This window comes from Undibacterium sp. FT79W (genome assembly GCF_014284215.1).
Classification (GTDB): Bacteria; Pseudomonadota; Gammaproteobacteria; order Burkholderiales; family Burkholderiaceae_D; genus Undibacterium; species Undibacterium aquatile.
Genome location: NZ_JACOGB010000007.1, coordinates 275,736 through 298,693, shown reverse-complemented (window position 1 = coordinate 298,693; position 22,958 = coordinate 275,736). Strand labels below are relative to the sequence as shown.

At 43.7% G+C, this 22,958-nt stretch carries 24 protein-coding genes; 17 read left to right on the top strand and 7 right to left on the bottom strand.

The features are described from left to right. Window positions 1-231: 231 nt before the first annotated feature. Genes H8K38_RS18730 through ccoS form a run of 3 tightly spaced genes read left to right on the top strand, consistent with a single transcriptional unit; the run spans window position 232 to window position 2,884 of the window. Entirely contained in the window at window positions 232-471 is a 240-nt protein-coding gene (locus tag H8K38_RS18730; protein WP_186885566.1) for a heavy metal translocating P-type ATPase metal-binding domain-containing protein, read from the top strand. A gap of 8 nt (window positions 472-479) precedes the next feature. Continuing rightward, window positions 480-2,738: a cation-translocating P-type ATPase gene (locus tag H8K38_RS14620; protein ID WP_186885565.1), complete on the top strand. Its 2,259-nt coding sequence runs from the start codon at window positions 480-482 to the stop codon at window positions 2,736-2,738. A gap of 2 nt (window positions 2,739-2,740) precedes the next feature. Further along, the gene (gene ccoS, locus H8K38_RS14615; protein WP_186885564.1) at window positions 2,741-2,884 is read left to right on the top strand and encodes a cbb3-type cytochrome oxidase assembly protein CcoS; all 144 of its coding nucleotides are present in this window, start codon (window positions 2,741-2,743) and stop codon (window positions 2,882-2,884) included. 5 nt (window positions 2,885-2,889) lie between these two features. On the opposite strand, the gene mnmH is transcribed toward ccoS, so the two are convergent. Beyond that, entirely contained in the window at window positions 2,890-3,951 is a 1,062-nt protein-coding gene (gene mnmH, locus H8K38_RS14610) for a tRNA 2-selenouridine(34) synthase MnmH (protein ID WP_186885563.1), read from the bottom strand. A 3-nt stretch (window positions 3,952-3,954) separates the two neighbouring features. Beyond that, window positions 3,955-4,587, bottom strand: coding sequence for an arylesterase (locus tag H8K38_RS14605; protein WP_370587102.1), 633 nt, complete (start codon window positions 4,585-4,587; stop codon window positions 3,955-3,957). Window positions 4,588-4,603: 16 nt separating this feature from the next. Between H8K38_RS14605 and H8K38_RS14600 the strand changes: the two genes are divergently transcribed. Further along, window positions 4,604-5,296, top strand: a complete 693-nt coding sequence (locus tag H8K38_RS14600) for an ABC transporter ATP-binding protein (RefSeq protein ID WP_186885561.1) — start codon at window positions 4,604-4,606, stop codon at window positions 5,294-5,296. Window positions 5,297-5,322: 26 nt separating this feature from the next. On the opposite strand, the gene H8K38_RS14595 is transcribed toward H8K38_RS14600, so the two are convergent. The 5 genes from H8K38_RS14595 to H8K38_RS14575 are packed head-to-tail and all read right to left on the bottom strand — an operon-like array spanning window position 5,323 to window position 9,619. Then, window positions 5,323-6,102, bottom strand: a complete 780-nt coding sequence (locus tag H8K38_RS14595) for a UDP-2,3-diacylglucosamine diphosphatase (RefSeq protein ID WP_186885560.1) — start codon at window positions 6,100-6,102, stop codon at window positions 5,323-5,325. Between the two features lie 19 nt (window positions 6,103-6,121). Next, complete coding sequence (locus H8K38_RS14590; RefSeq protein WP_186885559.1) at window positions 6,122-6,610, bottom strand: peptidylprolyl isomerase; 489 nt, start codon at window positions 6,608-6,610, stop codon at window positions 6,122-6,124. Window positions 6,611-6,646: 36 nt separating this feature from the next. Beyond that, window positions 6,647-7,309 carry a peptidylprolyl isomerase gene (locus tag H8K38_RS14585; protein WP_186885558.1) on the bottom strand — a complete coding sequence of 221 codons (663 nt, stop codon included), beginning with the start codon at window positions 7,307-7,309 and terminating at the stop codon, window positions 6,647-6,649. A 13-nt stretch (window positions 7,310-7,322) separates the two neighbouring features. After that, entirely contained in the window at window positions 7,323-8,585 is a 1,263-nt protein-coding gene (locus tag H8K38_RS14580) for a murein L,D-transpeptidase family protein (protein ID WP_255422987.1), read from the bottom strand. After that, the gene (locus tag H8K38_RS14575; protein ID WP_186885557.1) at window positions 8,585-9,619 is read right to left on the bottom strand and encodes a tetratricopeptide repeat protein; all 1,035 of its coding nucleotides are present in this window, start codon (window positions 9,617-9,619) and stop codon (window positions 8,585-8,587) included. The genes H8K38_RS14580 and H8K38_RS14575 overlap by 1 nt, the downstream gene beginning before the upstream one ends. A 543-nt stretch (window positions 9,620-10,162) precedes the next feature. Between H8K38_RS14575 and H8K38_RS14570 the strand changes: the two genes are divergently transcribed. The 13 genes from H8K38_RS14570 (at window position 10,163) to H8K38_RS14510 (ending at window position 22,911) form a co-directional block, all read left to right on the top strand. Next, the gene (locus H8K38_RS14570) at window positions 10,163-11,137 is read left to right on the top strand and encodes an acetyl-CoA carboxylase carboxyltransferase subunit alpha (RefSeq protein WP_186885556.1); all 975 of its coding nucleotides are present in this window, start codon (window positions 10,163-10,165) and stop codon (window positions 11,135-11,137) included. Then, window positions 11,134-12,543 (top strand): tRNA lysidine(34) synthetase TilS, encoded by a 1,410-nt coding sequence (gene tilS, locus H8K38_RS14565; RefSeq protein WP_186885555.1) that lies wholly within the window; start codon window positions 11,134-11,136, stop codon window positions 12,541-12,543. The genes H8K38_RS14570 and tilS overlap by 4 nt, the downstream gene beginning before the upstream one ends. Continuing rightward, window positions 12,543-13,262, top strand: coding sequence for a DNA polymerase III subunit epsilon (gene dnaQ, locus H8K38_RS14560; RefSeq protein WP_186885554.1), 720 nt, complete (start codon window positions 12,543-12,545; stop codon window positions 13,260-13,262). Before tilS ends, dnaQ begins: the two co-directional genes overlap by 1 nt. A gap of 527 nt (window positions 13,263-13,789) precedes the next feature. After that, on the top strand, window positions 13,790-14,107 hold the full coding sequence (gene flhD, locus H8K38_RS14555; RefSeq protein ID WP_186885553.1) for a flagellar transcriptional regulator FlhD: 318 nt from the start codon (window positions 13,790-13,792) through the stop codon (window positions 14,105-14,107). 43 nt (window positions 14,108-14,150) lie between these two features. Next, window positions 14,151-14,705 carry a flagellar transcriptional regulator FlhC gene (gene flhC, locus H8K38_RS14550; RefSeq protein WP_186885552.1) on the top strand — a complete coding sequence of 185 codons (555 nt, stop codon included), beginning with the start codon at window positions 14,151-14,153 and terminating at the stop codon, window positions 14,703-14,705. Window positions 14,706-15,136: 431 nt separating this feature from the next. Next, window positions 15,137-15,541: a class I SAM-dependent methyltransferase gene (locus H8K38_RS14545; protein WP_186885551.1), complete on the top strand. Its 405-nt coding sequence runs from the start codon at window positions 15,137-15,139 to the stop codon at window positions 15,539-15,541. 137 nt (window positions 15,542-15,678) lie between these two features. Next, entirely contained in the window at window positions 15,679-16,539 is an 861-nt protein-coding gene (gene motA, locus H8K38_RS14540) for a flagellar motor stator protein MotA (protein ID WP_186885550.1), read from the top strand. 21 nt (window positions 16,540-16,560) lie between these two features. Continuing rightward, window positions 16,561-17,490, top strand: a complete 930-nt coding sequence (gene motB, locus H8K38_RS14535) for a flagellar motor protein MotB (protein WP_186885549.1) — start codon at window positions 16,561-16,563, stop codon at window positions 17,488-17,490. A gap of 50 nt (window positions 17,491-17,540) precedes the next feature. Beyond that, window positions 17,541-18,089, top strand: a complete 549-nt coding sequence (locus H8K38_RS14530) for a chemotaxis protein (RefSeq protein ID WP_186885548.1) — start codon at window positions 17,541-17,543, stop codon at window positions 18,087-18,089. 54 nt (window positions 18,090-18,143) lie between these two features. Further along, on the top strand, window positions 18,144-18,509 hold the full coding sequence (locus H8K38_RS14525) for a response regulator (protein WP_186885547.1): 366 nt from the start codon (window positions 18,144-18,146) through the stop codon (window positions 18,507-18,509). A gap of 36 nt (window positions 18,510-18,545) precedes the next feature. After that, window positions 18,546-20,600 (top strand): chemotaxis protein CheA, encoded by a 2,055-nt coding sequence (gene cheA / locus H8K38_RS14520; protein ID WP_186885546.1) that lies wholly within the window; start codon window positions 18,546-18,548, stop codon window positions 20,598-20,600. A gap of 32 nt (window positions 20,601-20,632) precedes the next feature. Beyond that, entirely contained in the window at window positions 20,633-21,148 is a 516-nt protein-coding gene (locus tag H8K38_RS14515; protein ID WP_186885545.1) for a chemotaxis protein CheW, read from the top strand. 62 nt (window positions 21,149-21,210) lie between these two features. Continuing rightward, on the top strand, window positions 21,211-22,911 hold the full coding sequence (locus H8K38_RS14510) for a methyl-accepting chemotaxis protein (RefSeq protein WP_186885544.1): 1,701 nt from the start codon (window positions 21,211-21,213) through the stop codon (window positions 22,909-22,911). The last annotated feature ends 47 nt before the right edge of the window (window positions 22,912-22,958 follow it).

The window sequence follows — 22,958 nt, the reverse complement described above, 5'->3', positions numbered from 1 at the left end:
CTATTTCCATCTTAGACATGGATCAGAGGTTTCTAGGAATCCTCACCTTTCAGGGCTTAAACTTAAAAGACGGTAGTGCAATGCTGCCGTCTTTTTTAATTTTTAAGTCGTGCAGCCTGTCTTTCTTCAGCATCAGTGCTTCAGTTCCCTTTCTGCGTTGCGTCAAATCAATCGGTAATATGCCATTTAATGTAAGATAGCTCACAATACCGCTTTGAATTCTAATTTCCCATGGCAATAACCTTCAGTCACTTATTAGCTCTGTTTTCTCCGGCGCAGAACAGCGCTGAGAAGATAGCTTGCTATCATTGCGGTGAGAAAATGCGTAAGAACAAGGCTATTTACGTCAAATTCAATGGGAAAGAGCAGCCGGTTTGTTGTCATGGTTGCCTGGCTATTCTGCGGACTGTTGAGCAGAACAATATGATTTCAGAATATTTAAAAGCGAAGTCCGTTCAAACGGAAACTTAATCACATTCATGTCTGGTGTTAACCAATCTCCCGCATTCCCTGCAGAGTCTGCAGAAAGTAAGCAACTGCAGCATGAAAAACTCAGCTTGTCCGGCATGCGTTGTGCCGCATGCATGCAACTGATCGAATTTCGTGTCCGTCAGCTTCCTGGTGTCACTGCATTCAAGATTAATGCCGCGAGTCATCGCGCCGAGCTGGCATGGCAGGTGGATAAGAATAATCTCAAAAATATCATTAACTCGATTGTCCAGCTTGGTTACGGCGCGTTACCGGTCAGTTATGACACAGATGAAGCTGAAAAGAAAGAAAATAAATTAGCGATCTGGCGTTTATTTGTTGCCGGTTTTGCGATGATGCAGATCATGATGTATGCGTTTCCTGCTTATCTTGTTCCGGTTCCGCAAGTGGATGGAGATCTGACGCCTGATCTGGATAAATTACTGAAAATTGCGAGCATGCTGATCGCGGTGCCAGTGATAGGCTTTTCTTCGATGCCATTTTTCAAGTCGGCTTGGCGTGATTTACGTAATCGGCATATCGGGATGGATGTACCCGTATCGTTAGGAATCTTGTTGACGTTTTTCGCAAGTGTCTGGGCAACTTTTGAAGGCGGAGCTGTTTATTATGACTCGGCCATCATGTTTGTTTTTCTGTTGCTTGGTGCGAGGCTGATCGAAAGCCTGGTGCAAAAGAAAACGACGGCGGCCTTGCGCGTGCTGACGCAACTGACAGAAGTAGCAGCACAAAGAATGACGAATTACCCACACAGCAGACAAACCCAAACTGTGAATGCGTCAGACTTGCAGGTGGGTGACTATCTGTTAGTTGCGCCCGGAGAGCAAATTCCTGCCGATGGTGTTGTGCTGGAAGGGCGTAGCGAATGTGACGAGGCTTTGATGACGGGGGAGTCCCATCCTGTCGTTAAGGCCGTTGGTGATCAGTTAATTGCTGGAGCAATCAATTTGACTGGCACCCTGACGATGCAGGCATCAAAGGTTGGTAGCGATACTCAATTATCGACGCTGATCAGCCTGATGGAAAATGCTGCAACGGAAAAACCTCCTATCGTTTTACTGGCAGATAAACACGCCAGCCGCTTTTTAACAATTATTCTGATCATTGCTGCTTTCACTGCGATCGGATGGTTTTACATAGACTCGTCCAGGGCACTATGGATAGCCGTGAGTGTGATTGTGGTGACTTGTCCTTGCGCCTTATCTTTAGCGACACCGGGAGTCATGTCAGCTGCAATCGGGTTGCTGGCAAAAAATGGCGTGCTGATCAGAAATGGCAAGGCGATACAGGCAATGGCGGAAGCGACACACTTTGTCTTTGATAAAACCGGTACACTCACAGTCGGTAAGTTACGTGTATCCGATACGATGGTTTTAAGGGAGTATGTACAGGCTGAGGCTATTGCATTTGCTATGGCTTCCGGCTCTACACATCCTGCCGCAAAGGCAATTGCAGACAGTTTAGCTGCGCAACATGCACAGTCGTCAGCTATGAACTCAGCGATGTTGCAAGAAATCGCTGGAGGTGGCGTAGAGGCGGAGATCGGCGGTAGGCTCTATCGCCTCGGCAATGCGGATTTTGTGTCTGAGATCACACACACCGATTTTGTTGCGCCTGCTGCTTGTGTGAATAAAACACTGTCAATGCTGGCAGATAAAGATGGTGTGATTTTGTTGTTTGCCATGGCAGATGTCTTGCGCGATGATGCTGTTGAAGCAATACAAAAACTGAAGACTGCCGGAAAAAAAATAGTGCTGTTGTCAGGTGACAGAGATGATGTGGTGATGGCAGTTGCGCAGCAATGTGGAATCACTGAAGCCCACGCCGGCTTGAGTCCGCGTGACAAATTCAACGTAGTACAAAAGCTTCAGGCAGATGGTGCACGGGTTGTAATGGTGGGGGATGGGATGAACGACGGGCCAGTCCTGGCGATTGCAGATGTGGCTGTCGCAATGGGGCAAGGCGCACCAATTTCTCAGACCAGAAGCGATTTGTTACTCATGTCAAACCGATTAAATGACCTTACCTTTGGGTTTGTTGTCGCGAACAAAGCATTCCGCTTAATCAGGGAAAATCTGGCATGGGCAGTTCTTTATAATCTGATTGCGATTCCTGCTGCTATCATCGGCTGGCTGGAACCCTGGCATGCTGCATTAGGCATGTCGTTGAGCTCGCTGTTAGTCGTTTTAAATGCACTGCGTTTATATCTTTTACCGCAGCCGGAATTTGTGATGACGGAGACCTTGAATTAATTATGGATATTTTGTATTTGCTGGTACCTGTGAGCCTCGTACTTGTTTTTGCAATTGGTGCCTTATTCTGGTGGGCGGTGAATCATCGTCAGTTCGACGAGCTGGATCAGGAAGGACAGCGCATTCTGGACGATGTCGAAGGCTGATCGGATCATTTTTCAGCGACGATATTTCTGATTGCCTCTTGCATACTCTTGTCATTAATTCCGTGTAGGTGGATTTCCTGAGCCTCCATAAACTGAGAAAAATTTTTGTTAATTGATTTGTGATATGCCGGATCGTAGTGTTCCTCAAGTAATTTCCTCACCAGCGTCTGAATGTCATGCTGAGATGCGAGTGTTTTCCATTGAGTGATTTTTTCTTTGCCATGTATCGAGGTTAAAAAATCTAATTGCTGACCCAGATGTTCCGTATCACTAACGAAGTGTGCATAATCTTCCACGAGTAAATTAACCCGTTCCCGGATGTCGAGTTTCAGAGAGAGGCATGCTGCGGCTCTGATTCCGTCCATAATAGAATCCGGTACCCGCAGATTGCCAACTTTCTTGCTTTCGGCTTCGACGTATACATGTTGAGTTTTATTGATCTTGCGTAAAGTTTCCCAGATGCGACTTTCAAAATGTTTTTGTGAGGGTTGTTTTTCATTCGGAATATCACCCAGTACTGACCCTCGGTGACATGCAAATTTTTCCAGATCCAGTACTTGTTGCCCGACGCTATTCAGTGCTGCCAGTAACCGGCTTTTAGCACTACCGGTTGGTCCGCATAAAACCTTCCAGTTGATTCCTTGCGCGAGAAGCGGAATGTTTTCGTTAACATGCTGGCGATATGCTTTGTAGCCCCCATGTAGCTGCGCTGCAGGCCAGCCGATTCTGGAAAAAATGTGCGCCATTGAACCGCTACGATTACCTCCGCGCCAGCAGTAAATCAGTGGGCGCCATTCTTTTGGCTTATCCTGAAATAGATGGGTCAGGTGATTTCCTATATTGATCGCCACCAGCGCTGCGCCAAGGCGTTTGGCTTCAAATGCGCCGACTTGCTTGTACATCGTGCCGACACGGATTCTTTCCTCGTCATTCAGAACCGGGCAATTGATGGCGCCAGGAATATGATCTTCAGCAAACTCGGATGGGCTACGGACATCAATGATGCAATCAAACTGATGTAAGTCCGATACGATGCCATCAAAAAAACAGACCTCAGGGTATTTCATAAATTATTTTCTGAGTAATGGGTAAAGGCGTGGCCAGACATTATTGAGGATAATAGGGTGTGCTTTTGCTACAGGATGGATTCTGTCTGCCTGAAAAAAATCATTTGAATCGGCGATGCCTTGTAGCAGGAAGGGCACAAGTACGATTTTCTGTTCGGTGGCCAGTATGGAGTATAAGGAGAAAAATTTCTGCGCGTATTCTTTCCCGTAATTTGGCGGTATTTGCATACCGGTAAGGATCACTTGTGCCTTTTCTTTTTTTGCGGAGGTAATCATGGCGCGAAAGTTATCTTCGGATGCTTTCAATGACAAGCCGCGCAAGGCATCATTGCCGCCGAGTTCGATGATCACAATGTCCGGATGATGTTTTTCCATTAAAGAAGGAAGTCGGGTTTTCCCACCGATAGTGGTTTCTCCGCTGATACTTGCATTGATAACCTGAGCACTTATTTTCTTTTCAGCCAGTTGCTTTTCCATCAGGCTGACCCAACCTTCTCCTCTCGCCAAGCCATATTCGGCTGAGAGGCTATCGCCGAGCACGAGTATGGTTTTTGATGCAGAATGAGCGTACGCAGTCGTCATTCCCAAACTGACAACGAACACTATTTTTAACAGTGCAGATAAAAATTGGTACACAGATCGAAAAGACAGCATGACACATCCTAAAGAATCAGCAAAAGTAGCAATTGAAGTAAAAAATATTGTTAAGCAGGTCGATGATGCGACTGGCCATTTAACGATACTGAATGGTATTGATTTTACCGCGCATACGGGGGAGACGCTTGCGATAGTTGGTGCATCTGGTTCTGGTAAATCTACCTTGCTTGGTATTATCGCCGGGCTAGATGTGCCGAGTTCAGGTCAGGTGTTGTTAGATGGTGTTAACCTGTTTTCCTTAAATGAGGATGAGCGCGCCAGATTTCGTAAGGAGAAATTGGGTTTTGTTTTCCAGTCTTTTCAGTTGCTGGCGCATCTGACTGCACTTGAAAATGTGATGCTGCCGTTAGAGTTGCGTGGCGATAAACAAGCCAAAGAAAAAGCAGAAGCCATGCTCGATAGAGTAGGGCTTGCTGCACGCCTGCGGCATTATCCAAAGTACTTGTCCGGAGGCGAGCAGCAGCGCGTGGCGCTGGCTCGCGCTTTTGTGACTGAGCCGCCGCTCTTATTTGCAGATGAGCCAACAGGTAGTCTCGATGCGCAGACGGGCGAATCGATTATTCAATTGATGTTCACGTTGAATCGTGAACGACATTCAACTCTGGTATTGGTCACGCATGATTTGTCGATTGCGGCGAGGTGCGGCAGAACATTGAAGATTTCAGCCGGGCATTTGGTGAAAGAATAACCGGGTGGTCAGGAAATAACTGTTCCTTATATTTCCTGACCGTTGAGGTCCGATAGGATTATTTTTCCATCGTCAAAGATGCCGAGCCATCCGCCTCTGTGCTTGTCTGTATCAACATCCCAGTCCGGCAGTACATAACGATATTTGCCCATTTCTGGGTGTCGTGCGGGTCTGTGCGTGTGACCATGAATCATGATGTCACAAGCTGACGCTTCGAACAGCTTTGCAATGGCATCACTATTGACATCCATGATGTCGCTATCTTTTTTTGCTTGTTCGCTTTTGCTGTTCATACGCATGCTTTGAACAATCAATTTTCGCTCAGATAACGGTCTGCTCAGAAATTGTTTTTGCCACTCCAGATTGCGCACCATAGTTCGGAATTTTATATAGTCAGTATCGTCGGTGCATTGAGCATCACCATGACAAATAACGATATTAAGCCCGGCAATGCTTACTGTGCTGGGATCTGGGAGGGGGGTGGCGCCGGTCGTTTCTGCAAAAAGACTGCCTGCTAAAAAATCCCGGTTTCCGGCGATCCAGAATAGCTCGACGCCTGACGTAGACAGGACTTCCAGCGCAGACACGATCTCTTGATTGTAGTCATCTGCAATGTCATCATCGCCGACCCAGTATTCAAATAAATCGCCAAGAATATAGAGCTGTTTTGCTTGCGTTGCTTTTTGCCTCAGAAAAGCCAGAAAGGCAAGGGTTGTCTTTGGCAGGGTGGGAGACAGGTGGATATCGGAAACAAACAGCGCAACCAATTCTGGTTGCGCTAGTTCCTGTGATTGCTGAGAGTTCACTGTGTTGCGAAGCTTTTATTTAGACCACTTCTGCTTTTTCGATGATCACGTCTTCAACTGGCACGTCCTGGAACATGCCTGAGCGTGAGGTTTTTACGCTTTTGATTTTATCAACGATATCGGTGCCTTCTGTTACTGTACCGAAAACGCAATAACCCCAACCGTCCTGACCTGGATAGTCTAAAAAGCTGTTATTGGCTGTATTGATAAAAAACTGAGCGGACGCAGAATGCGGTGCGCCAGTGCGTGCCATTGCGATCGAGTAACGCTGGTTTTTGAGTCCGTTGTTAGCTTCATTTTCGATTGGCGCTTGCGTTTCTTTTTGTTTCATGCCGGGTTCGAAGCCGCCACCTTGAATCATAAAGCCATCGATGACGCGATGAAAAATAGTACCCGCATAGTGACCGGATTCAACATACGCAATGAAATTAGCAACGGTCTTCGGTGCTTTTTCTGCATCCAGTTCGATTTTGATAGCGCCTAAATTTGTAGTCAGAATGACAGCCATGATATTCCTTGGTAATGAAGTGAAGATAAAAGAAGATTATTTAACAATGCTTGCAGATTCAATGATGATGTTTTGTTTAGGCACATTTTGCATCATGTGCGCGTCGCCGGTCTCTACGGCTTTGATTTTGTCGACAATATCCATCCCTTTGATGACTTTGCCGAACGGTGTGTAACCAGCAGTCGCGAGCAAGGCTTTGTTTCTTGGTGCTTTAACCATATTGCCACGGTAGTTGAACTCTACGGGATCACCGTCTGGCAATATCTGATGATTTAAAAATTCGTTATTTTTTACATTAATAAAAAATTGCGCTGTCGCAGAGTTTGGATCTTCGGTTCTTGCCATAGCAATAGTACCAAGCTCATTTTTCAGACCCTTATCCAAGGCGCGACGTGCTTCTAAAGGAATAGGTTTGCGTGTTTGCTTTTCCTTCATATTTTTATCATAACCACCACCCTGGATCATGAAGTCATTGATGACACGATGAAAAATCGTTCCTTTGTAGTGTCCGGCTTTAACATACTTCAGAAAGTTGTCTACGGTATTGGGGGCAGCATCAGGGTAAAGTTCCACTACGATTTCTCCCATGCTGGTTTTTATGGAGACTTTGGGTAACTCTTCGGCCATTAAAAGCTGTGAACTGAATAAAGTTACACCAGCAAAAATAAAACCTGAAATTTTTTTGTACAAGGATGTCATTTTTTTTCGCCTGTTATACGTTCGCTTCATACACAATTCGCCATTTGGCTGCTTCTTTCCTCCAGTATTGCCTTTTTCTGGTACTGGCCCTGGCTTTTCCTGAGGTAACTTCTTGTGTGAAGGTGCTGACGATCATTTCATCTTTGCCTGGATAAATAAAATGCGTCACGTCCTTCACTTTAACAATGGGAGTAACCCAGCTATCCCATGTTTGTCTTTGTTTGGAAAACCATGAGTTTAAATCTTCCCCTTGATTTGCCCTGAAATTTCTCGAGTAATTTGCAAAAATCCGGTTGGCATTCTGGCTTTCAAGATCAAGGCGCCAGTCTTCCAGTAACTTTGCCGCAAACTGTTTGTCAAGACTCCATTTTGCTTGATTGACGAATTCAATGTGCTCACTGATGATGACCGGAGTTCTGCCTATATCTACCGATGCAGCGATTTTTAAAAAATCTGGATTCGTCAGTACGACGCAGCCATCTGATGCTAACGGCGGTCTGCTGAAACTACTGGAGGGCATACCATGTAGCCAGATGCCAGAACCACTGCGACCATTAATTTTATCCCATTCATTAGGATAGTTTAGAGGAAGTGCTCCCGGGCCGTAAAAGTCGGGAAGCTTGCTTCCGGATAAGCGACTGGTAATGTAATAAACTCCGAGCGGGGTTTTTTGATCCCCCTCCTTAAATTTATTTGTACCAAATTTACCCTGACTGATGTAATGGTCACTGACAAGCCGGAGTTGTCCTGCATTGTTTTCATAGAGATATAAGCGAGATTTTTTTGCGTCGACGAGAATTACTTGCTTTTGATCTTCACGTAGTTGAATAACTGGTCTTGGAAGTAAGTCTGGAGCCGGGCGTTCGCGAAAAGATCTGATCCTCGCTGCAGCTTCATCACGTAGTTCTTTTAATTTTTCACCCTGAACATTCGCCCCCGCTCCAAAACTGGCTACCGGGCGGGTGTGCATGAGTAACAAGTCACCCCTGATCAGGTGCGCTAATTGAAAGTGAGGATAGGCATCGATTAACTCGTCAATTTTAACTTGAGCGTTCTGAAGCTTATTTTCTGCAAGGCTTTTATAAACTTCAATTAAAAGCTGGTCAGGATTTGCTGTGCTTGAAATTTGTTCAGAAGGCATTTTTTGCGGGCGCGTTCTGGCCATCGCATCAAATGTACCGATGCAGATTGAAATACAGTAGATAAGAAGGGCGCAAACAACCCGCTTCGTGGCTATGTTGACGACCGAAGCATTTCTATTGACAGCGAAAAACATCAGCTACCCGCGCGCTCCTGCTTAATTTGCCATTTACCATCTTGCTTCGTCATATTGATGGTTTTGCGGCTGTTGGCAGTCAGGCGGTCAGAGGTGTATATCTGGCGGAATTTAACAGTTGCATTGTTGCCGTCGATGTTGACTTTGGCACTTTCAATTTTTACGCTGATGCGACCTTTTCCTTCAATTCTCTCGCGCCTTTCCTCTGCCCATGCTTTTCGCGATTCGCCTTTAGGTGTCTGGAAATCTTTGGCATAGTGCGCCAGATAGGCGTTGGTATCTTTGTTGCTCCAGGCTTTCGCCCAATTTTCAATGGCTTTCATCACGTCATCTTCATCCTTTTCCTGGATTTGTGACGCTTTTGATTTGCTAGTTATTTCGGCTTTAACCGGTTCTGGTTCGGCCTTTACTGGCGCAGTTGCCTGCTTTGTTGGAGTAGGAGCGACTGGCGCCTTCGCAGACGCCGCCTGTGCAATTTGTATTGCTGGCGATGGGCTTGTTTTGGGGTTTGTTCCACCTGTGGTATTGCCAACCAGATTGCGAACTAAGGTCAGTTTTAACTTAGCAGTGGCGTTTCCCGAATCCAGTTGCAGCGCCTTGTCGTATGCTTGGCTGGCTAACTTCGCGTAGACGTCACCTAAATTTTCGTGCGCTGTGCCATACGTAGGATTTGTTCTGATTGCCATTTCCAAAGATGCCCGGGCTTTATCATATTGTCCTGATGCAGCATATAAAACAGCAAGATTATTATATGGTTCAGGCAATTCCGGATAGTCGTCAGTTAACTTGGTGAAAATATTAATTGCTTCAGCGCTTTTGTTTTGTTCAGTAAGAATCAAGCCTTTTAAAAAACGCATTTGAGCGTCTTTAGGGCGAACAGCCAGGGCACTGTCTACTTTTTGAAGCGCTTCAGATATTTGGCCTGCGCGAAGCAATTTTCCTACATCGGCTGCATCGTCAGCGAAGGAGGGGGCGGAGAATAAGGCGAAAGATAAATTTGATATGACGAAAACACTTTTTAAGATTTGGCGCATGGCGTTCTGGCTTGGATTTATCTGAGATTGACTGAACATAAGAGCGGCAATGTTATACTAAAGCTATACGTAAGCGTCATCTTATCAAATAAGTGTGCTTATTGGGCTTTTGCTCGAGCAAACATCAGATATTCGTGAGTTCGTCTTTATTTTTGGTCACAATGGAATACCTTATGTTTTGAATATTCCGCCCATTTCGAATAAGTCTGAGTTTTATCGCTAGGGAAATAGCTACAGATAAAAGACGAAGGCAGTATTTTCCTATTGATTTGGTTTGAGAGTGAACGGATGCTGGACAGAATGGGCAATTTTGATATTTAATCTGCTCCGTTTGAATATTTACGGCATTTCTTTGAGAAAGTCCTGATTATTTATTTGCAAAGTTGTTCCATCACTAATTTTGTATTGTGGGGTTGCGGGCAGATTGAAGTTATTGCGCACGAGGGCTTCAACGCGGCAAGCGATCTATGCAGGTGAACTATATATATTGACTTCGTCAATCCGTAAGAATTTTCTCAACTCGTGTGGATTTAAGGAGGCACGATGACTAAAACGACATTCCTGAGTTTTGAGCAGTCAATAGCTGAGCTCGAAACTAAAATTGAAGAGTTGCGCTTCGTACAGGATGACTCTGCTGTTGATATCTCCGAAGAGATTGACCGGCTTTCCAAAAAAAGTCAGATGCTGACTAAAGATATTTATGCAAAGTTGACTCCTTGGCAGGTATCGCAGATATCTCGTCATCCGCAGCGCCCATATACGATGGATTACGTCAACCACGTATTTACCGACTTTCATGAACTACACGGTGACCGTAGCTTCGCTGATGATCAGTCGATTGTTGGTGGTTTAGCTCGTTTTAATGGACAGTCCTGCATGGTCATCGGCCATCAAAAAGGACGCGATACAAAAGAGCGGGCCATGCGTAATTTTGGTATGCCAAAACCCGAAGGCTACCGTAAAGCCATGCGCTTGATGAAGCTGGCAGAAAAATTTGACATTCCTGTCTTCACTTTTGTTGATACTACCGGTGCGTGGCCTGGGATTGATGCGGAAGAACGTGGTCAATCGGAAGCAATCGGACATAATTTGTATGTCATGGCTGAGCTGAAAGTGCCGCTGATCACAACAATTATTGGTGAGGGCGGTTCTGGTGGCGCTTTGGCTTTAGCTGTTGGCGATGCAGTATTGATGTTGCAGTATGCGACATATTCCGTTATTTCTCCTGAAGGATGCGCCTCTATTTTATGGAAAACATCTGACCGAGCGTCTGATGCCGCAGAGGCACTGGGACTGACAGCGCACCGGTTAAAGGCAATGGGATTAATCGACAAAATTATTAATGAACCACTGGGTGGTGCGCACAGAGATCCTAAGCAGATGTGTTCTCTGGTTAAGCGTGCACTGGCTGATACACTGCGCCAGTTCCAGGGCGTTAAAACTAAAGATTTACTTAGCGCTCGCCATGAAAAACTGATGAGTTATGGTAAATTTAAGGAAACAAAGATTTCTGAATGAATCAACGTGGTAACAGCGGTGCTTTAACGCACCGCTTCTCTGAAGTACTGGACTCCTATTTTTCAGAGTTAGGAGTTGAGTCAGTCCCCGGGATGGCTATTGCATTTAGTGGCGGGCTTGATTCTTCCGCCCTCCTTATGCTGGCAATTGAGTATTGTCGTCTCCGTAAAATTCCCTTGGTTGCAATTCATATACATCATGGACTCAGCACAAATGCTGATTCATGGCTTGAGCATTGTCGATCAGTATGTCTTGCACATAACGTGACTTTTTTATATAAAAAAGTCACGCTTGATGTGACTAAAAAAGAGGGAATAGAGAGCAGTGCACGAAGTGCTCGGTATCTGGCTCTTGGGCGAATTTGCCAAGAGCACCAGATCAATTTTTGCCTGACGGCTCATCATCAGGATGATCAGGCTGAAACTCTTTTAATGCAGATGTTGAGAGGTTCTGGTGTCGCCGGGTTATCAGGGATGGATCGATTTAATACTGCAGAGAGTTTGCTTGGTGTCGGTACCCTGATGTTAATGCGTCCTTTGTTGCAAGAAACCAGGGGCGACTTAGAGCAATTTGTTGATTCGCGCGATATTTTGCACATACACGACGAGTCAAATGATGACGCACGATTTTTGAGAAACGCATTAAGACATAAAGTGATGCCGATGTTGGAAGAGGTGTCACCTGGGTTTTCTAAACGTATAGCAAGAACAGCAACGCACATGCGATCCACCCGTATATTGCTGGAGGATCTTGCTGGACATGATTTAAGTACTTGTTCGGATAATGATGGATTAAGTTTGCAGTCTATTCGTTCGCTGTCGCCTGAGCGTGTTAATAATTTGTTGCGACTGTGGTTTGCAAGGCTACGGTCAAGAATGCCAACTACCTCGAGGTTGACGGAGATACTCAAGCAATTGTTCGATGCGCGTGATGATGCCCGCGTTACAGTTTTCCATGATAATTTGGCCATACATCGATACCGAGACAGAATCTATGCAACTTCCAGGCTGGATGAGCAGGATCGATCGGAAAAGTCTGAGGTATTTAAATGGTCGGGGGAAGATAAGTTAGAGTTCCCAGGCATGGGCGGTACTTTGTATTTTCAATATTCAGATTTTGGCGTTGATTGTGAGTGGTTAAAAGGGCGGTCACTTGAGCTTCATTTTCGCCGAGGTGGCGAGCGTCTCAAGTTGGCAGAAAATCGATCTACCCGCGATATGAAAAGTCACTATCAATCCTTAAAAATCCCATTTTGGGTAAGGCAGCAGCTACCTTTCGTATCAATTGGAGATCAACTTATATTCGCTGCAGGCGTAGGGATGCAGTCCAGCTTCTGTTCGCAAGGGAGTGGAAGCCGGATTTTATTAAAGTGGGTTGCAGAACAATCGAATAAGGTATCCATGTGATGGAAAAGAATTTAAGGCAAATTGTTTTAGATACGGAAACAACTGGTTTAAGTGCGCGCGATGGCAATAGAATTATTGAGATCGGCTGTGTTGAGTTAATTAATCGGAAATTATCCGGTAATAATTATCATCAATATATTAATCCCGAGCGTGACTCTGAAGAGGGTGCGCTTGCAGTGCATGGATTAACCACGGAATTTTTAAGTGATAAGCCTAAATTTTCTGAAGTGATCAATCAGTTTTGTGAATATATTAAAGGTGCTGAAATTGTTATTCACAACGCGCCATTTGATATCTCTTTTCTAAATGCTGAGTTTGCCAGAGTCGGTCTGGGGCTGTTTACAGATTATGTCGAAATCGTTACTGATACCTTGGTTCAGGCTAAAGAGCTGCACCCGGGAAAGCGGAATTCTCTCGACGCTTTATGTGATCGTTACGAAATCTCTAATTCGCACCGAAAGTTGCATGGAGCGCTGCTTGATGCGGAGCTTTTGGCTGACGTATTTTTGGCGATGTCCCGAGGGCAGAATAGTTTTGAAATCGATTTACCTGTTGAAGAGAAATCGGTAATTGAAGAGGTTGTGTTTGTGGATATTCCTATCGACGAAGTCATTCTTAAGATGGCGTCATCTGATGAGTTAATTGAGCACGAAACACTTTTATCTGGTTTGGATAAGCAGTTAAAACAGAGTTGTGTATGGCGAAGTCCGCCTGTATAGATTCAAATATAAATAAGCCGTTGCTATTTCGTTATATTTGTTTTGTATTTTTACCTTCCTTTTCGTGGGTTTTCCACATCAAATCTAGGCAGTTTGTTGCGACATTGCACAAAAACAGAAAAAACTTTAAAAAAATCCAAAAATAATTAAAGTTTTTTCTGATGCTGCCGTTAGTAAAACAAGCAGAAAATATTTTTAAATTTATTTTCTAATTACCCTAAAGTTTTAAAAAATGCTGCCGTTAATGGTATTGAGCTCAGTTAATTCGGAGCGTTTAACTTCAATAAGTATTTGATTTTTATAGAATTTTAGTTTTTAAGCTTGTTTTAGCTTTCTTGAAATTAAAAAATAAAAAATCGACATAAATTCAAAAAATAAAGCTTGTAAGAATTTGTCTTACGAGCTTCTTCTGTTTTTCCTTCATCTAAATACCTTTTTTTTCCTATACACCCGAAATTTGTGGTCACTCACAATGTATCTCAACGGCAAGATACTTCGCCTTTGAACATGTATTGGAGGGTAGGAAAATGACACAGAACGACATGATGGCTGAAATACGTGATGCAAACTTGAGTTACTTAATGCTTGCTCAGCAAATGATTCGTGCTGATAAGGCAACTGCCATTTTCCGCCTTGGGATAGGTAAGGAAATTGCTGACTTAATTGAGGGTTTGAATAATTCACAAATCCTAAAGCTGGCAGGGTCCAATATGATGTTGGCAAGATTTCGTTTTGAAGACAGCTCGATTCTTTGCATGCTCACTAATTATAATAAAGAGCGTTCTCTCGCTCATTCTCACGCAGCGATTTTAATGGCAGGTCAGCCTGTCGAAGAAATTCATTAAAACTGTGTGTTGAGTATCTTTTAAGTAATGACGAGAGGTTGATATGGCTAGCAAAAGTGTTTTGAATGAAGCATCAGAGATTCAATTAGCGGTAGATTTAGTAAATCTTGGTGCTCGCTTGCAATTATTGGAGTCTGAAACGTCACTCTCTCGTGAGAGGCTCTTAAAGATTTATAAAGAGCTGAAAGGTGTGTCTCCTCCGAAAGGAATGCTTCCATTTTCAACGGACTGGTTTACGACTTGGCAACCAAATATCCACTCATCGTTATTTATGAATATCTATAAATATTTGAATGAGCATGCTGAAGTTTCCGGTATTGAAGCTGTTGTTAAATCTTATCGGCTTTATCTTGAACAGGTTGGTTGTGTATCGCCTGACGACGCTGTGCTGTCTTTGACGAGAGCGTGGACTTTGGTCCGGTTTTTCGAAGGGAAAATGCTAACATTTGCAAAATGTTCTGAATGCGGTGGCCATTTTGTTGCACATTCATTGGATTTGAATAATCATTATAAGTGCGGGTTGTGTCATGTTCCCTCCCGCGCAGGTAAAACTAAAAAAACGAGAGAGGCTGACATTCCTTTGGAGATGGTGGCTTAATAATTAATTAAATAGGAGTTGCTTTGGAGGCATTGCGTGTTAGTCACAAAAGTCATAGTCCTTCAAGCGCTCAGACCAGATATCCTTTACTAAAGGCGCTACTAGTTCAGATTTTATCGTTCGTCGTTTGCTTTTCTTTTGCGATCATTGTCAAAAATTTTTACGGATACGTATTTAGTCCGTTCACATTTCTTCTTCTTCTTTTATTTCATTCATTTCTGTCTCTCCTAATTTCACTTCTGCTTAAATGTGAGTGGTGGTGGAATGTTATTGCATTCATCTTTCCCATCTTTATCTTCCTCGGTTTGTATCTGCAGATTTCATCTGCGCTTAGCTTGGTTATATTTCTTTTTCTTTTTTTTGTTTTCGGCACTACTCTCACTACAAGGGTGCCATATTTTCCATCCCACTCGTCGTTGTCGAAAAGGCTTTTGGAATTTTTCTCTGATAAAGAAAAGTTGCGGCTGCTTGATGCGGGAAGTGGTTTGGGCGGCTTGATTATTGATTTATCTAAAGCCAGACCGGATTGGAAGTTAACTGGCGTTGAAATTTCCTCATTTCCCTGGCTGTTTAGTTTTCTAAGGTCAAAAATCTTACGTCGTCAAAACGTCAAATTTCAACTTGGGAGTTACGAATATTTAAATTTTGAAAAATTTGATGTTGTTTTTGCTTATTTGTCGCCAGTAGTGATGTCAGAAATTTGGAAAAAGGTGCAATATGAAATGGTGCCTGGAAGTATTTTTATGAGTTACGAGTTTCCTATTGATGGTGAGCCCCCGAGTTTCGAAATTCAAGTGAGTGAAAAAGGGGAGATATTGTATGTGTGGCAAATGTGATGTCGAGAGTAAATTCTTTAAAAGACACATCATTTCTGCATAGATTTACATCAATTTCTGATGATTCCTATTAGTTGGGCTGATATGATTGACGTAAGATATTTGAGCGTAATTTTCCAGTCAGGGAGTAAATTTCCGTGTTAGTTATTGTTGGTTATATTGTAATTTTAGGGTCTGTGTTTGGTGGCTATGCGCTAGCAGGTGGGCATCTTGCTGTTTTATTTCAGCCATTAGAGTTACTTATGATTGGTGGCGCTGCTCTTGGTGCTTCTTTTGTAGGAAATAACGCTAAGAATTTGAAGGCAACAATTAAGACGTTGCCAAACGTTTTTAAGGGATCCAAATACTCAAAAGCTCTGTATATGGAACTGATGACCATGCTCTTTGATGTGCTGACAAAAGTGCGGAAAGAAGGGTTGATGTCGATCGAGGGCGATATTGAAAAACCAGAAGAAAGTCCGTTGTTCAGTAAATACCCATCAATTGTCCATGATCATCACATGATGGAATTTATCTGTGATTATTTAAGATTGATGGTGTCAGGAAATATGGATGCTTTTCAGATTGAAAATCTAATGGATAATGAATTGGAAACGCACCACCACGAAGGAGCAATGCCTTTTCATTTTATTGCTAGATTGGGAGATGGCTTACCGGCCTTCGGTATTGTTGCTGCGGTGATGGGTGTGGTACATACCATGGAATCTGTAGGTATTCCTCCTGCTGAATTAGGAATTTTAATTGCGCATGCTTTGGTTGGGACTTTTTTGGGTATTTTGATTGCTTATGGATTCGTGGCACCGCTTGCAAGTTTGCTGGAGCAGCAATTGGAGGAGTCATCAAAAACTTTTCAATGCATAAAAGTAACTTTGCTCGCCAGTTTGAATGGTTATGCCCCCGCATTGGCAGTTGAGTTTGGGCGCAAAGTTTTATATTCAACAGAGCGGCCAACTTTTAGTGAGTTGGAAGAGCATATAAAACAATCGAAGTCAAAATAGTGAGTCTAGCAAGGTTTTCCAATGGCAAATGAAGAGCTGCGGCCGATAATAGTAAAGCGGATTAAAAAGTCTGGTGGCGGCCACCATGGCGGCGCGTGGAAAATTGCCTATGCTGATTTTGTGACCGCAATGATGGCATTTTTTCTCCTTATGTGGCTTCTTGGATCTACGGCAAAGGGAAACTTGCAAGGTATTGCTGAATATTTTCAGACTCCGCTAAAAGTCGCAATGGCTGGCGGTGATGGTAGTGGTGATAGCTCGAGCGTAATTAAAGGTGGGGGGAAGGATCTTAGTTTGCGTGAGGGGCAGAACCGTAAAGGTGATATCGAGTCCCAGAAGCGCTCGTATAACCTTCAGGCTGCCGAGGCTGCGTTAGCAAAAGCTGATGCAGATAGGCTTAAAGCTTTGAAGGGGAAAATCGAAGCGGCAATTGAGTCCAATTCCACGTTGAAAATGTATAAAAAGCAGTTACTGCTGGATATAACCACTGAGGGTTTGCGTATCCAGATGGTTGATGAGCAGAATCGCCCAATGTTTGCATTGGCAAAAGCTGAATTGCAACCTTATACAAAAGAGATCTTGCATGAGATAGGCAAAGCGTTAAATGAGGTACCGAATAAAATCAGTTTGTCTGGACATACCGATTCGGCTCCTTATGGCTTGGGGGAAAAGGGATATAGCAACTGGGAGTTATCAGCTGATCGGGCGAATGCATCCAGGCGCGAGTTGATTTTTGGAGGGATGGACGAGTCTAAGGTTTTGCGGGTTGTGGGTTTATCCTCGTCTGTTTTATTTGACAAGCAAGACCCGCTCAATCCGATTAATCGGCGGATTAGTATTATTGTGATGAATAAGAAGGCTGAAGAATCTGCATCGCAGGATGGCGGTGCTGTTGAGGTGGTAAATCAGGCAGATTCAAGCGCTGAAGTTTCTGTTAAGTCTGCAAAGTAACTTTTAATTGCACTTAGCCATTGAAAAATTATGCAGAGAGGATGCTTAAGATGTCCGAAAAGAAACTGTTGAGTTCTCAGGTAAAGCAGTTGTTAACGGGAGTGTCGGATCATGGAAACGCCCATCTTTCTGAGGTTGAAACCGACTTGGCGCAAACGGCAATTTTGCTCGGTGAGGCTATTGAAAAACTTAGTGCCAGTTTTTTTGCGCTTCACTCCGCGATTTTGAAGGAGCAAGAAGAAATTCAACTGATCATGAATTCGGGTCTGATTTCTGACGCCACAAGCGATAGATTGAAAACAATTCAAATTGAAATTGCTACCCACGTTAACGCTGCAGTAACTGGTTTGCAGTTTCAGGATATGACGAGTCAATTACTTTCCCGAACGATGCAACGCTGTGAGGGGCTTAGGGAAGTGTTAACAACGTTAGGCTTATTTGGGGGGGATGTCACACTGGATATCGACAGTGATGATATCGCTTGTCTTTTGAAAGAAACCACCTCCCGACTCGAAAAACAGAGTGCTGATCTGCAGAATTTGTTGAGAAAGGCAGTTCATCAGAAACATTTGGAAAGCGGAGATGTTGAGCTGTTTTAAGTTGCACTTCGGGCTTTCAGGTATGTTGCATTTAATTCGAAAAATGGAGTAATTATGGCCAAAACGATTTTAGCGGTAGATGACTCTGGTTCATTGAGGCAGATGGTTGCATTTAGTTTAAAGGCTGCCGGGTATCAGGTAATTGAAGCGGTTGATGGGCAAGATGGCCTTGAGAAGGCCAGGAATCAGGTAGTGGATCTTGTTTTAACTGATCAGAATATGCCAAGAATGGATGGGTTGACTTTAATCAAATCGTTAAGAGGACTGGCTACTTACCAAAGAGTGCCAATTCTGATGTTGACCACCGAGTCTAGCGATGACATGAAATCTAAAGGACGTGCAGCTGGTGCAAATGGTTGGTTGGTAAAACCTTTTGATCCTCAAAAGCTCACAGAAGTCGTTAAAAAAGTAATAGGCTGATTTTCAGTTTATTAATGTATATCCCGGAGTTTAATAATGACGATTGACATGAGTCAGTTTTTTCAAGTCTTTTTTGACGAGGCGGATGAACTTCTTGCCGAAATGGAAAAGCTGCTGCTTGCCGTCGATGTTTTGTCCCCTGAGCCAGAGGACTTAAATGCTATTTTTCGTACAGCTCACTCAATAAAGGGAGGGGCATCTACTTTTGGGCTCAATGACATGAGTGAAGTGACTCATGTTTTAGAATCCCTGTTAGATAAAATCAGAAAAGGTGAAATGGCGTTGACTGCTGAGCACGTTGATGCATTTCTTATTGCAAAAGATATTTTGAAAATGCAGGTGAATGGTCATCGGCTTGGCACCCCGGTGGATCAGGATGCCGTTGGTGACGCCAGAATGCTGTTGCAATCTTTTTCAAATGAGGCTGTACCAGTTGTCGCTCCTGTCCCACTTCCACCAACTCCGGTTGCCGATTTGGATAATACTGAATATAAATCCGCATTCAAAATTGCAATGACAGGTTTGAGTGAGAATGATGCAAAGGCGTTGCAAGTTGAGCTGGAGTTGCTTGGATCGATTTCTCAGATCGAATCTGAATCAGATAAAACTATTTTTTATCTGAGCACGAATGAAGCGGCTGACGATATCGTTTCTATTTGCTTATTTATTCTGAATCCGGATTGCTTTACCGTTACAGAAGTACCACTCTCTACGCAAGCTACCCAAAAAAATAAGGAAAAAACTGAGGATGAATTGGGGTACGGCTTTTTTGAGCCACTTGATTCTATGTTTCCTCCTTTAGAGTCCGTTTCGGATTCAGATAAAGCCACTGAACTGGTAATGCAAGCTAACAGTATTGCTTCGTCTGCAAATCATGTTGAGAAGAAAAATTCAGTAAAGAAAGACGCAGAAAAGCATGTCGCCTCTCAAGAAACGTCAACAATCCGTGTGGGAATAGAGAAAGTCGATCAGCTCATTAATTTAATTGGCGAGCTTGTCATTACTCAGGCGATGCTTGAGCAGCGAACACAGGAATTAGATCCTATTGTTCACGAGCGCATATTGGGGAGTGTCGCACACTTGACAAGGAATACGCGTGATCTGCAAGAGGCAGTCATGTCAATTCGCATGATGCCGATGGATTATGTTTTTTCTCGTTTCCCACGCATGGTGAGAGACCTTGCGACAAAGCTAGGTAAAAAAGTCGATTTCATTACCCACGGGGCATCGACTGAGCTGGATAAAGGTTTGATCGAGAGAATCGTTGATCCTTTGACGCATTTGGTGCGAAATAGTATCGATCACGGGATAGAAATACCAGCAATCAGAACGCAAAGTGGTAAAAGTGAAATTGGAAAATTGTCTCTGTCTGCAGTACATCAGGGTGGAAATATTGTCATAGAAGTGAGTGATGACGGTGGTGGACTGAATCGGGAAAGAATACTTTCAAAGGCTCGTGAAAATGGCTTAGTGGCGCCAGATTCGATGTCAGATTCTGACGTATGGCAACTTATTTTTGCCCCAGGATTTTCGACAGCAGAAATTGTGACAGATGTTTCCGGACGTGGTGTCGGTATGGATGTCGTTAAGAGAAACATCTCTGCGATGGGAGGCGTTGTTGATATTCGTTCTGCAATGGGGCTGGGTACTACCATAACTATTTCGTTACCGTTGACATTAGCGATTTTGGATGGGATGTCAATTAAGCTCGGTGACGAAATATACATATTGCCACTTGGTTTTGTTGTCGAATCGCTGCAACCTGCCGCAGTAGATGTCAAAGAGGTCAGTGGTAAAGGAACCGTTGTTAAGGTCAGAGATGAATACTTACCTTTAGTTCCTCTTTATCAGCGCTTTAATTTAACGCCTAAATTTCTTAATCCGTCAGAAGGTATTCTCGTCATTGTTGAAGTGGATGGGAAAAAAGCAGCTTTATTTGTTGATGATTTGGTGGGGCAACAACAAGTCGTTGTTAAAAATATTGAGTCAAATTATAAAAAAGTGCCGGGAATTTCTGGCGCAACAATTTTGGGCGATGGAGGCGTTGCTCTTATTCTGGATGTTTCTGCATTGCTCCGGTCAAATAGATAGTCATAGTTAGAAACGTAAATAAAGGATTGAAAATGTCACAATCGACACAATTAGCCAACGAAACTAAATCTTCCGCTCACGAAGGAAATTCTGACGTCGCGGGCAATGAGTTTCTTGCGTTTACCCTGGGAAATGAGGAATACGGCATTGATATTTTAAAAGTCCAGGAAATTCGTGGGTACGAAGCAGTCACCAGGATTGCAAATGCGCCCGAATTTTTGAAGGGCGTGATTAATCTGCGAGGAATTATCGTTCCGGTTGTAGACATGAGAATTAAGTTTAATCTGGGAAGCCCGACTTACGATCAGTTTACAGTTGTCATCATTTTAAACATTGAAGGCAGAATTGTTGGGATGGTGGTGGACAGTGTGTCAGATGTCACTACCTTATTGCCTAGTCAGGTCAGGCCTGCGCCAGAAATGGGAACCACCTTCAGCACTGATTTTCTGATTGGTTTAGGGACGTTAGAAGATCGAATGCTGATCCTGGTTGATATAGATAAATTGATGTCTAGCCCAGAAATGGGGCTCGTCGATCAATTAGCTTAGGTAGTAAATTTTTCTTTAAGATCATAATAAAAACAGAATAACTGTTTATCAGGGAGATAGTTGTGAATTTACGTAATTTGAAAATTGGTACTCGTTTAGCTTTAGGATTCGCCCTTATTCTTGGCGGTATTGTTGCGGTGATGTTGCTGGTCAACGCATTGAATGCGTCGAATCGTAAAGATATGTCGGAAAACTTGCGCCTGGCAAACCAAAAGCAGGCACTGGCTAATTTGATGAAAAGCTCTCTTTATGAAAGTGGAATTGCAATGCGTAATATCGGTATCCAATCGGATGTCGGTGAGATGCAAAAAGAAGAAGGACGAGTCAAGGCCCAGCGTAAGTTATACGATGATTCAAAAGAGAAAATTTCAGCTTTAGGATTAAGTGACGACGAAAAAAAGATCGTTGACGAGATAGCTAAATTAGATAAAGAAGCCTCAGGCCCTTTTAAAGACGCGGTTGGCCAAGCTTTGGCTTTTAACGCTGAGGGGGCAGTAAAAATAATTGCAACGGTTTTAGACCCAATTAGTAATAAACAAATTATTGAAATCAATAAGTTGGTTGAGCTACAGGCCGTCGCCGCTACTCAGGCATTTGATCGTGCAGACTCTGCGGCTAAAAAGTTGTCTTACATTCTTTATGTGATTCTGGTTTTTGCGCTCGGTATAGGTGCATTGATCGCGTGGATACTGACTAACAGCATCACTAAACCTTTATCTGAAGCGCTTGGTTTGGCTGAAACAGTTGCCAGCGGTGATTTGTGTAGTGATGTTGTTGTTGCTGGTAGTGATGAGGTCTCGTCGCTACTGCTCGCGCTGAAAAATATGAACAGCAGCTTGGCCGCAACCGTTGGCAAAGTTAGGGAAGGAACCGAAACAATTACTTTCGCTGCTCAGGAAATCGCGTCCGGAAATGCAGATCTTTCCCAACGCACTGAATCTCAAGCGAGTTCTTTAGAAGAAACTGCCAGTTCTATCGAAGAGTTGACAAGTACAGTGAAGCAAAATGCAGACAATGCGCGGCAGGCAAATCAGTTGGTCGTATCTGCGACCGGTGTTGCAGTTAAAGGTGGCGCTGTTGTCGGTCAGGTTGTGAATACAATGGGATCAATTAAAGACAGTTCGAGAAAAATTGTCGATATTATTGGTGTTATTGATGGGATTGCTTTTCAAACGAATATTCTCGCGTTGAATGCCGCAGTTGAGGCAGCCAGGGCGGGGGAGCAGGGGCGAGGCTTTGCGGTTGTTGCTGCTGAAGTGAGAAATTTAGCTCAACGCAGTGCTGGCGCAGCAAAAGAAATTAAATCCTTGATTGACGACTCGGTTGATAAGGTTGATCAAGGAAGTAAGCTGGTGGATGAGGCTGGTAAAACGATGGATGAAATCGTCACTAGCGTCCAACATGTTGCCGATATCATGAGCGAAATAGCTGCTGCAAGTCAGGAGCAAAGCGCTGGAATTGAGCAAGTCAATCTGGCAATTACTCAGATGGATGAAATGACTCAGCAAAATGCTGCGTTAGTTGAGCAGGCCGCAGCTGCAGCTGAAAGTATGGAGGAGCAAGCTGTCGAATTGGCTAGAGCTGTAAGTGTATTTAAATTGTCTAATTCGCTGCAGCCAGTGGTCAGACCTGTTACGCAATATCGTGAGTCGGTAGTCAAACCAAATCAGGTTAAACCAGCGGCATTGCCTTCGGCAACAAAAAACACAGAAGCTTCTAATGTTAAGAAGGTTGCTGCAGATGACTCATGGGAAGAGTTTTGATTTTTAAATTAATGCGTGTTCGTATGTGGACCCGGGTGTTCTTTGGT

What these genes read in the sequence shown, in the direction of transcription:
- H8K38_RS14600 (WP_186885561.1), top strand. Translation starts at nt 4,604, where the DNA reads ATGACACATCCTAAAGAATCAGCAAAAGTAGCAATTGAAGTAAAAAAT.
- H8K38_RS18730 (WP_186885566.1), top strand. Translation starts at nt 232, where the DNA reads ATGGCAATAACCTTCAGTCACTTATTAGCTCTGTTTTCTCCGGCGCAG.
- flhC (WP_186885552.1), top strand. Translation starts at nt 14,151, where the DNA reads ATGGCTAGCAAAAGTGTTTTGAATGAAGCATCAGAGATTCAATTAGCG.
- H8K38_RS14530 (WP_186885548.1), top strand. Translation starts at nt 17,541, where the DNA reads ATGTCCGAAAAGAAACTGTTGAGTTCTCAGGTAAAGCAGTTGTTAACG.
- H8K38_RS14585 (WP_186885558.1), bottom strand. Translation starts at nt 7,309, where the DNA reads ATGACATCCTTGTACAAAAAAATTTCAGGTTTTATTTTTGCTGGTGTA.
- flhD (WP_186885553.1), top strand. Translation starts at nt 13,790, where the DNA reads ATGACACAGAACGACATGATGGCTGAAATACGTGATGCAAACTTGAGT.
- H8K38_RS14525 (WP_186885547.1), top strand. Translation starts at nt 18,144, where the DNA reads ATGGCCAAAACGATTTTAGCGGTAGATGACTCTGGTTCATTGAGGCAG.
- H8K38_RS14515 (WP_186885545.1), top strand. Translation starts at nt 20,633, where the DNA reads ATGTCACAATCGACACAATTAGCCAACGAAACTAAATCTTCCGCTCAC.
- H8K38_RS14620 (WP_186885565.1), top strand. Translation starts at nt 480, where the DNA reads ATGTCTGGTGTTAACCAATCTCCCGCATTCCCTGCAGAGTCTGCAGAA.
- H8K38_RS14590 (WP_186885559.1), bottom strand. Translation starts at nt 6,610, where the DNA reads ATGGCTGTCATTCTGACTACAAATTTAGGCGCTATCAAAATCGAACTG.
- H8K38_RS14575 (WP_186885557.1), bottom strand. Translation starts at nt 9,619, where the DNA reads ATGCGCCAAATCTTAAAAAGTGTTTTCGTCATATCAAATTTATCTTTC.
- H8K38_RS14570 (WP_186885556.1), top strand. Translation starts at nt 10,163, where the DNA reads ATGACTAAAACGACATTCCTGAGTTTTGAGCAGTCAATAGCTGAGCTC.
- motB (WP_186885549.1), top strand. Translation starts at nt 16,561, where the DNA reads ATGGCAAATGAAGAGCTGCGGCCGATAATAGTAAAGCGGATTAAAAAG.
- ccoS (WP_186885564.1), top strand. Translation starts at nt 2,741, where the DNA reads ATGGATATTTTGTATTTGCTGGTACCTGTGAGCCTCGTACTTGTTTTT.
- cheA (WP_186885546.1), top strand. Translation starts at nt 18,546, where the DNA reads ATGACGATTGACATGAGTCAGTTTTTTCAAGTCTTTTTTGACGAGGCG.
- mnmH (WP_186885563.1), bottom strand. Translation starts at nt 3,951, where the DNA reads ATGAAATACCCTGAGGTCTGTTTTTTTGATGGCATCGTATCGGACTTA.
- tilS (WP_186885555.1), top strand. Translation starts at nt 11,134, where the DNA reads ATGAATCAACGTGGTAACAGCGGTGCTTTAACGCACCGCTTCTCTGAA.
- H8K38_RS14580 (WP_255422987.1), bottom strand. Translation starts at nt 8,585, where the DNA reads ATGTTTTTCGCTGTCAATAGAAATGCTTCGGTCGTCAACATAGCCACG.
- dnaQ (WP_186885554.1), top strand. Translation starts at nt 12,543, where the DNA reads ATGGAAAAGAATTTAAGGCAAATTGTTTTAGATACGGAAACAACTGGT.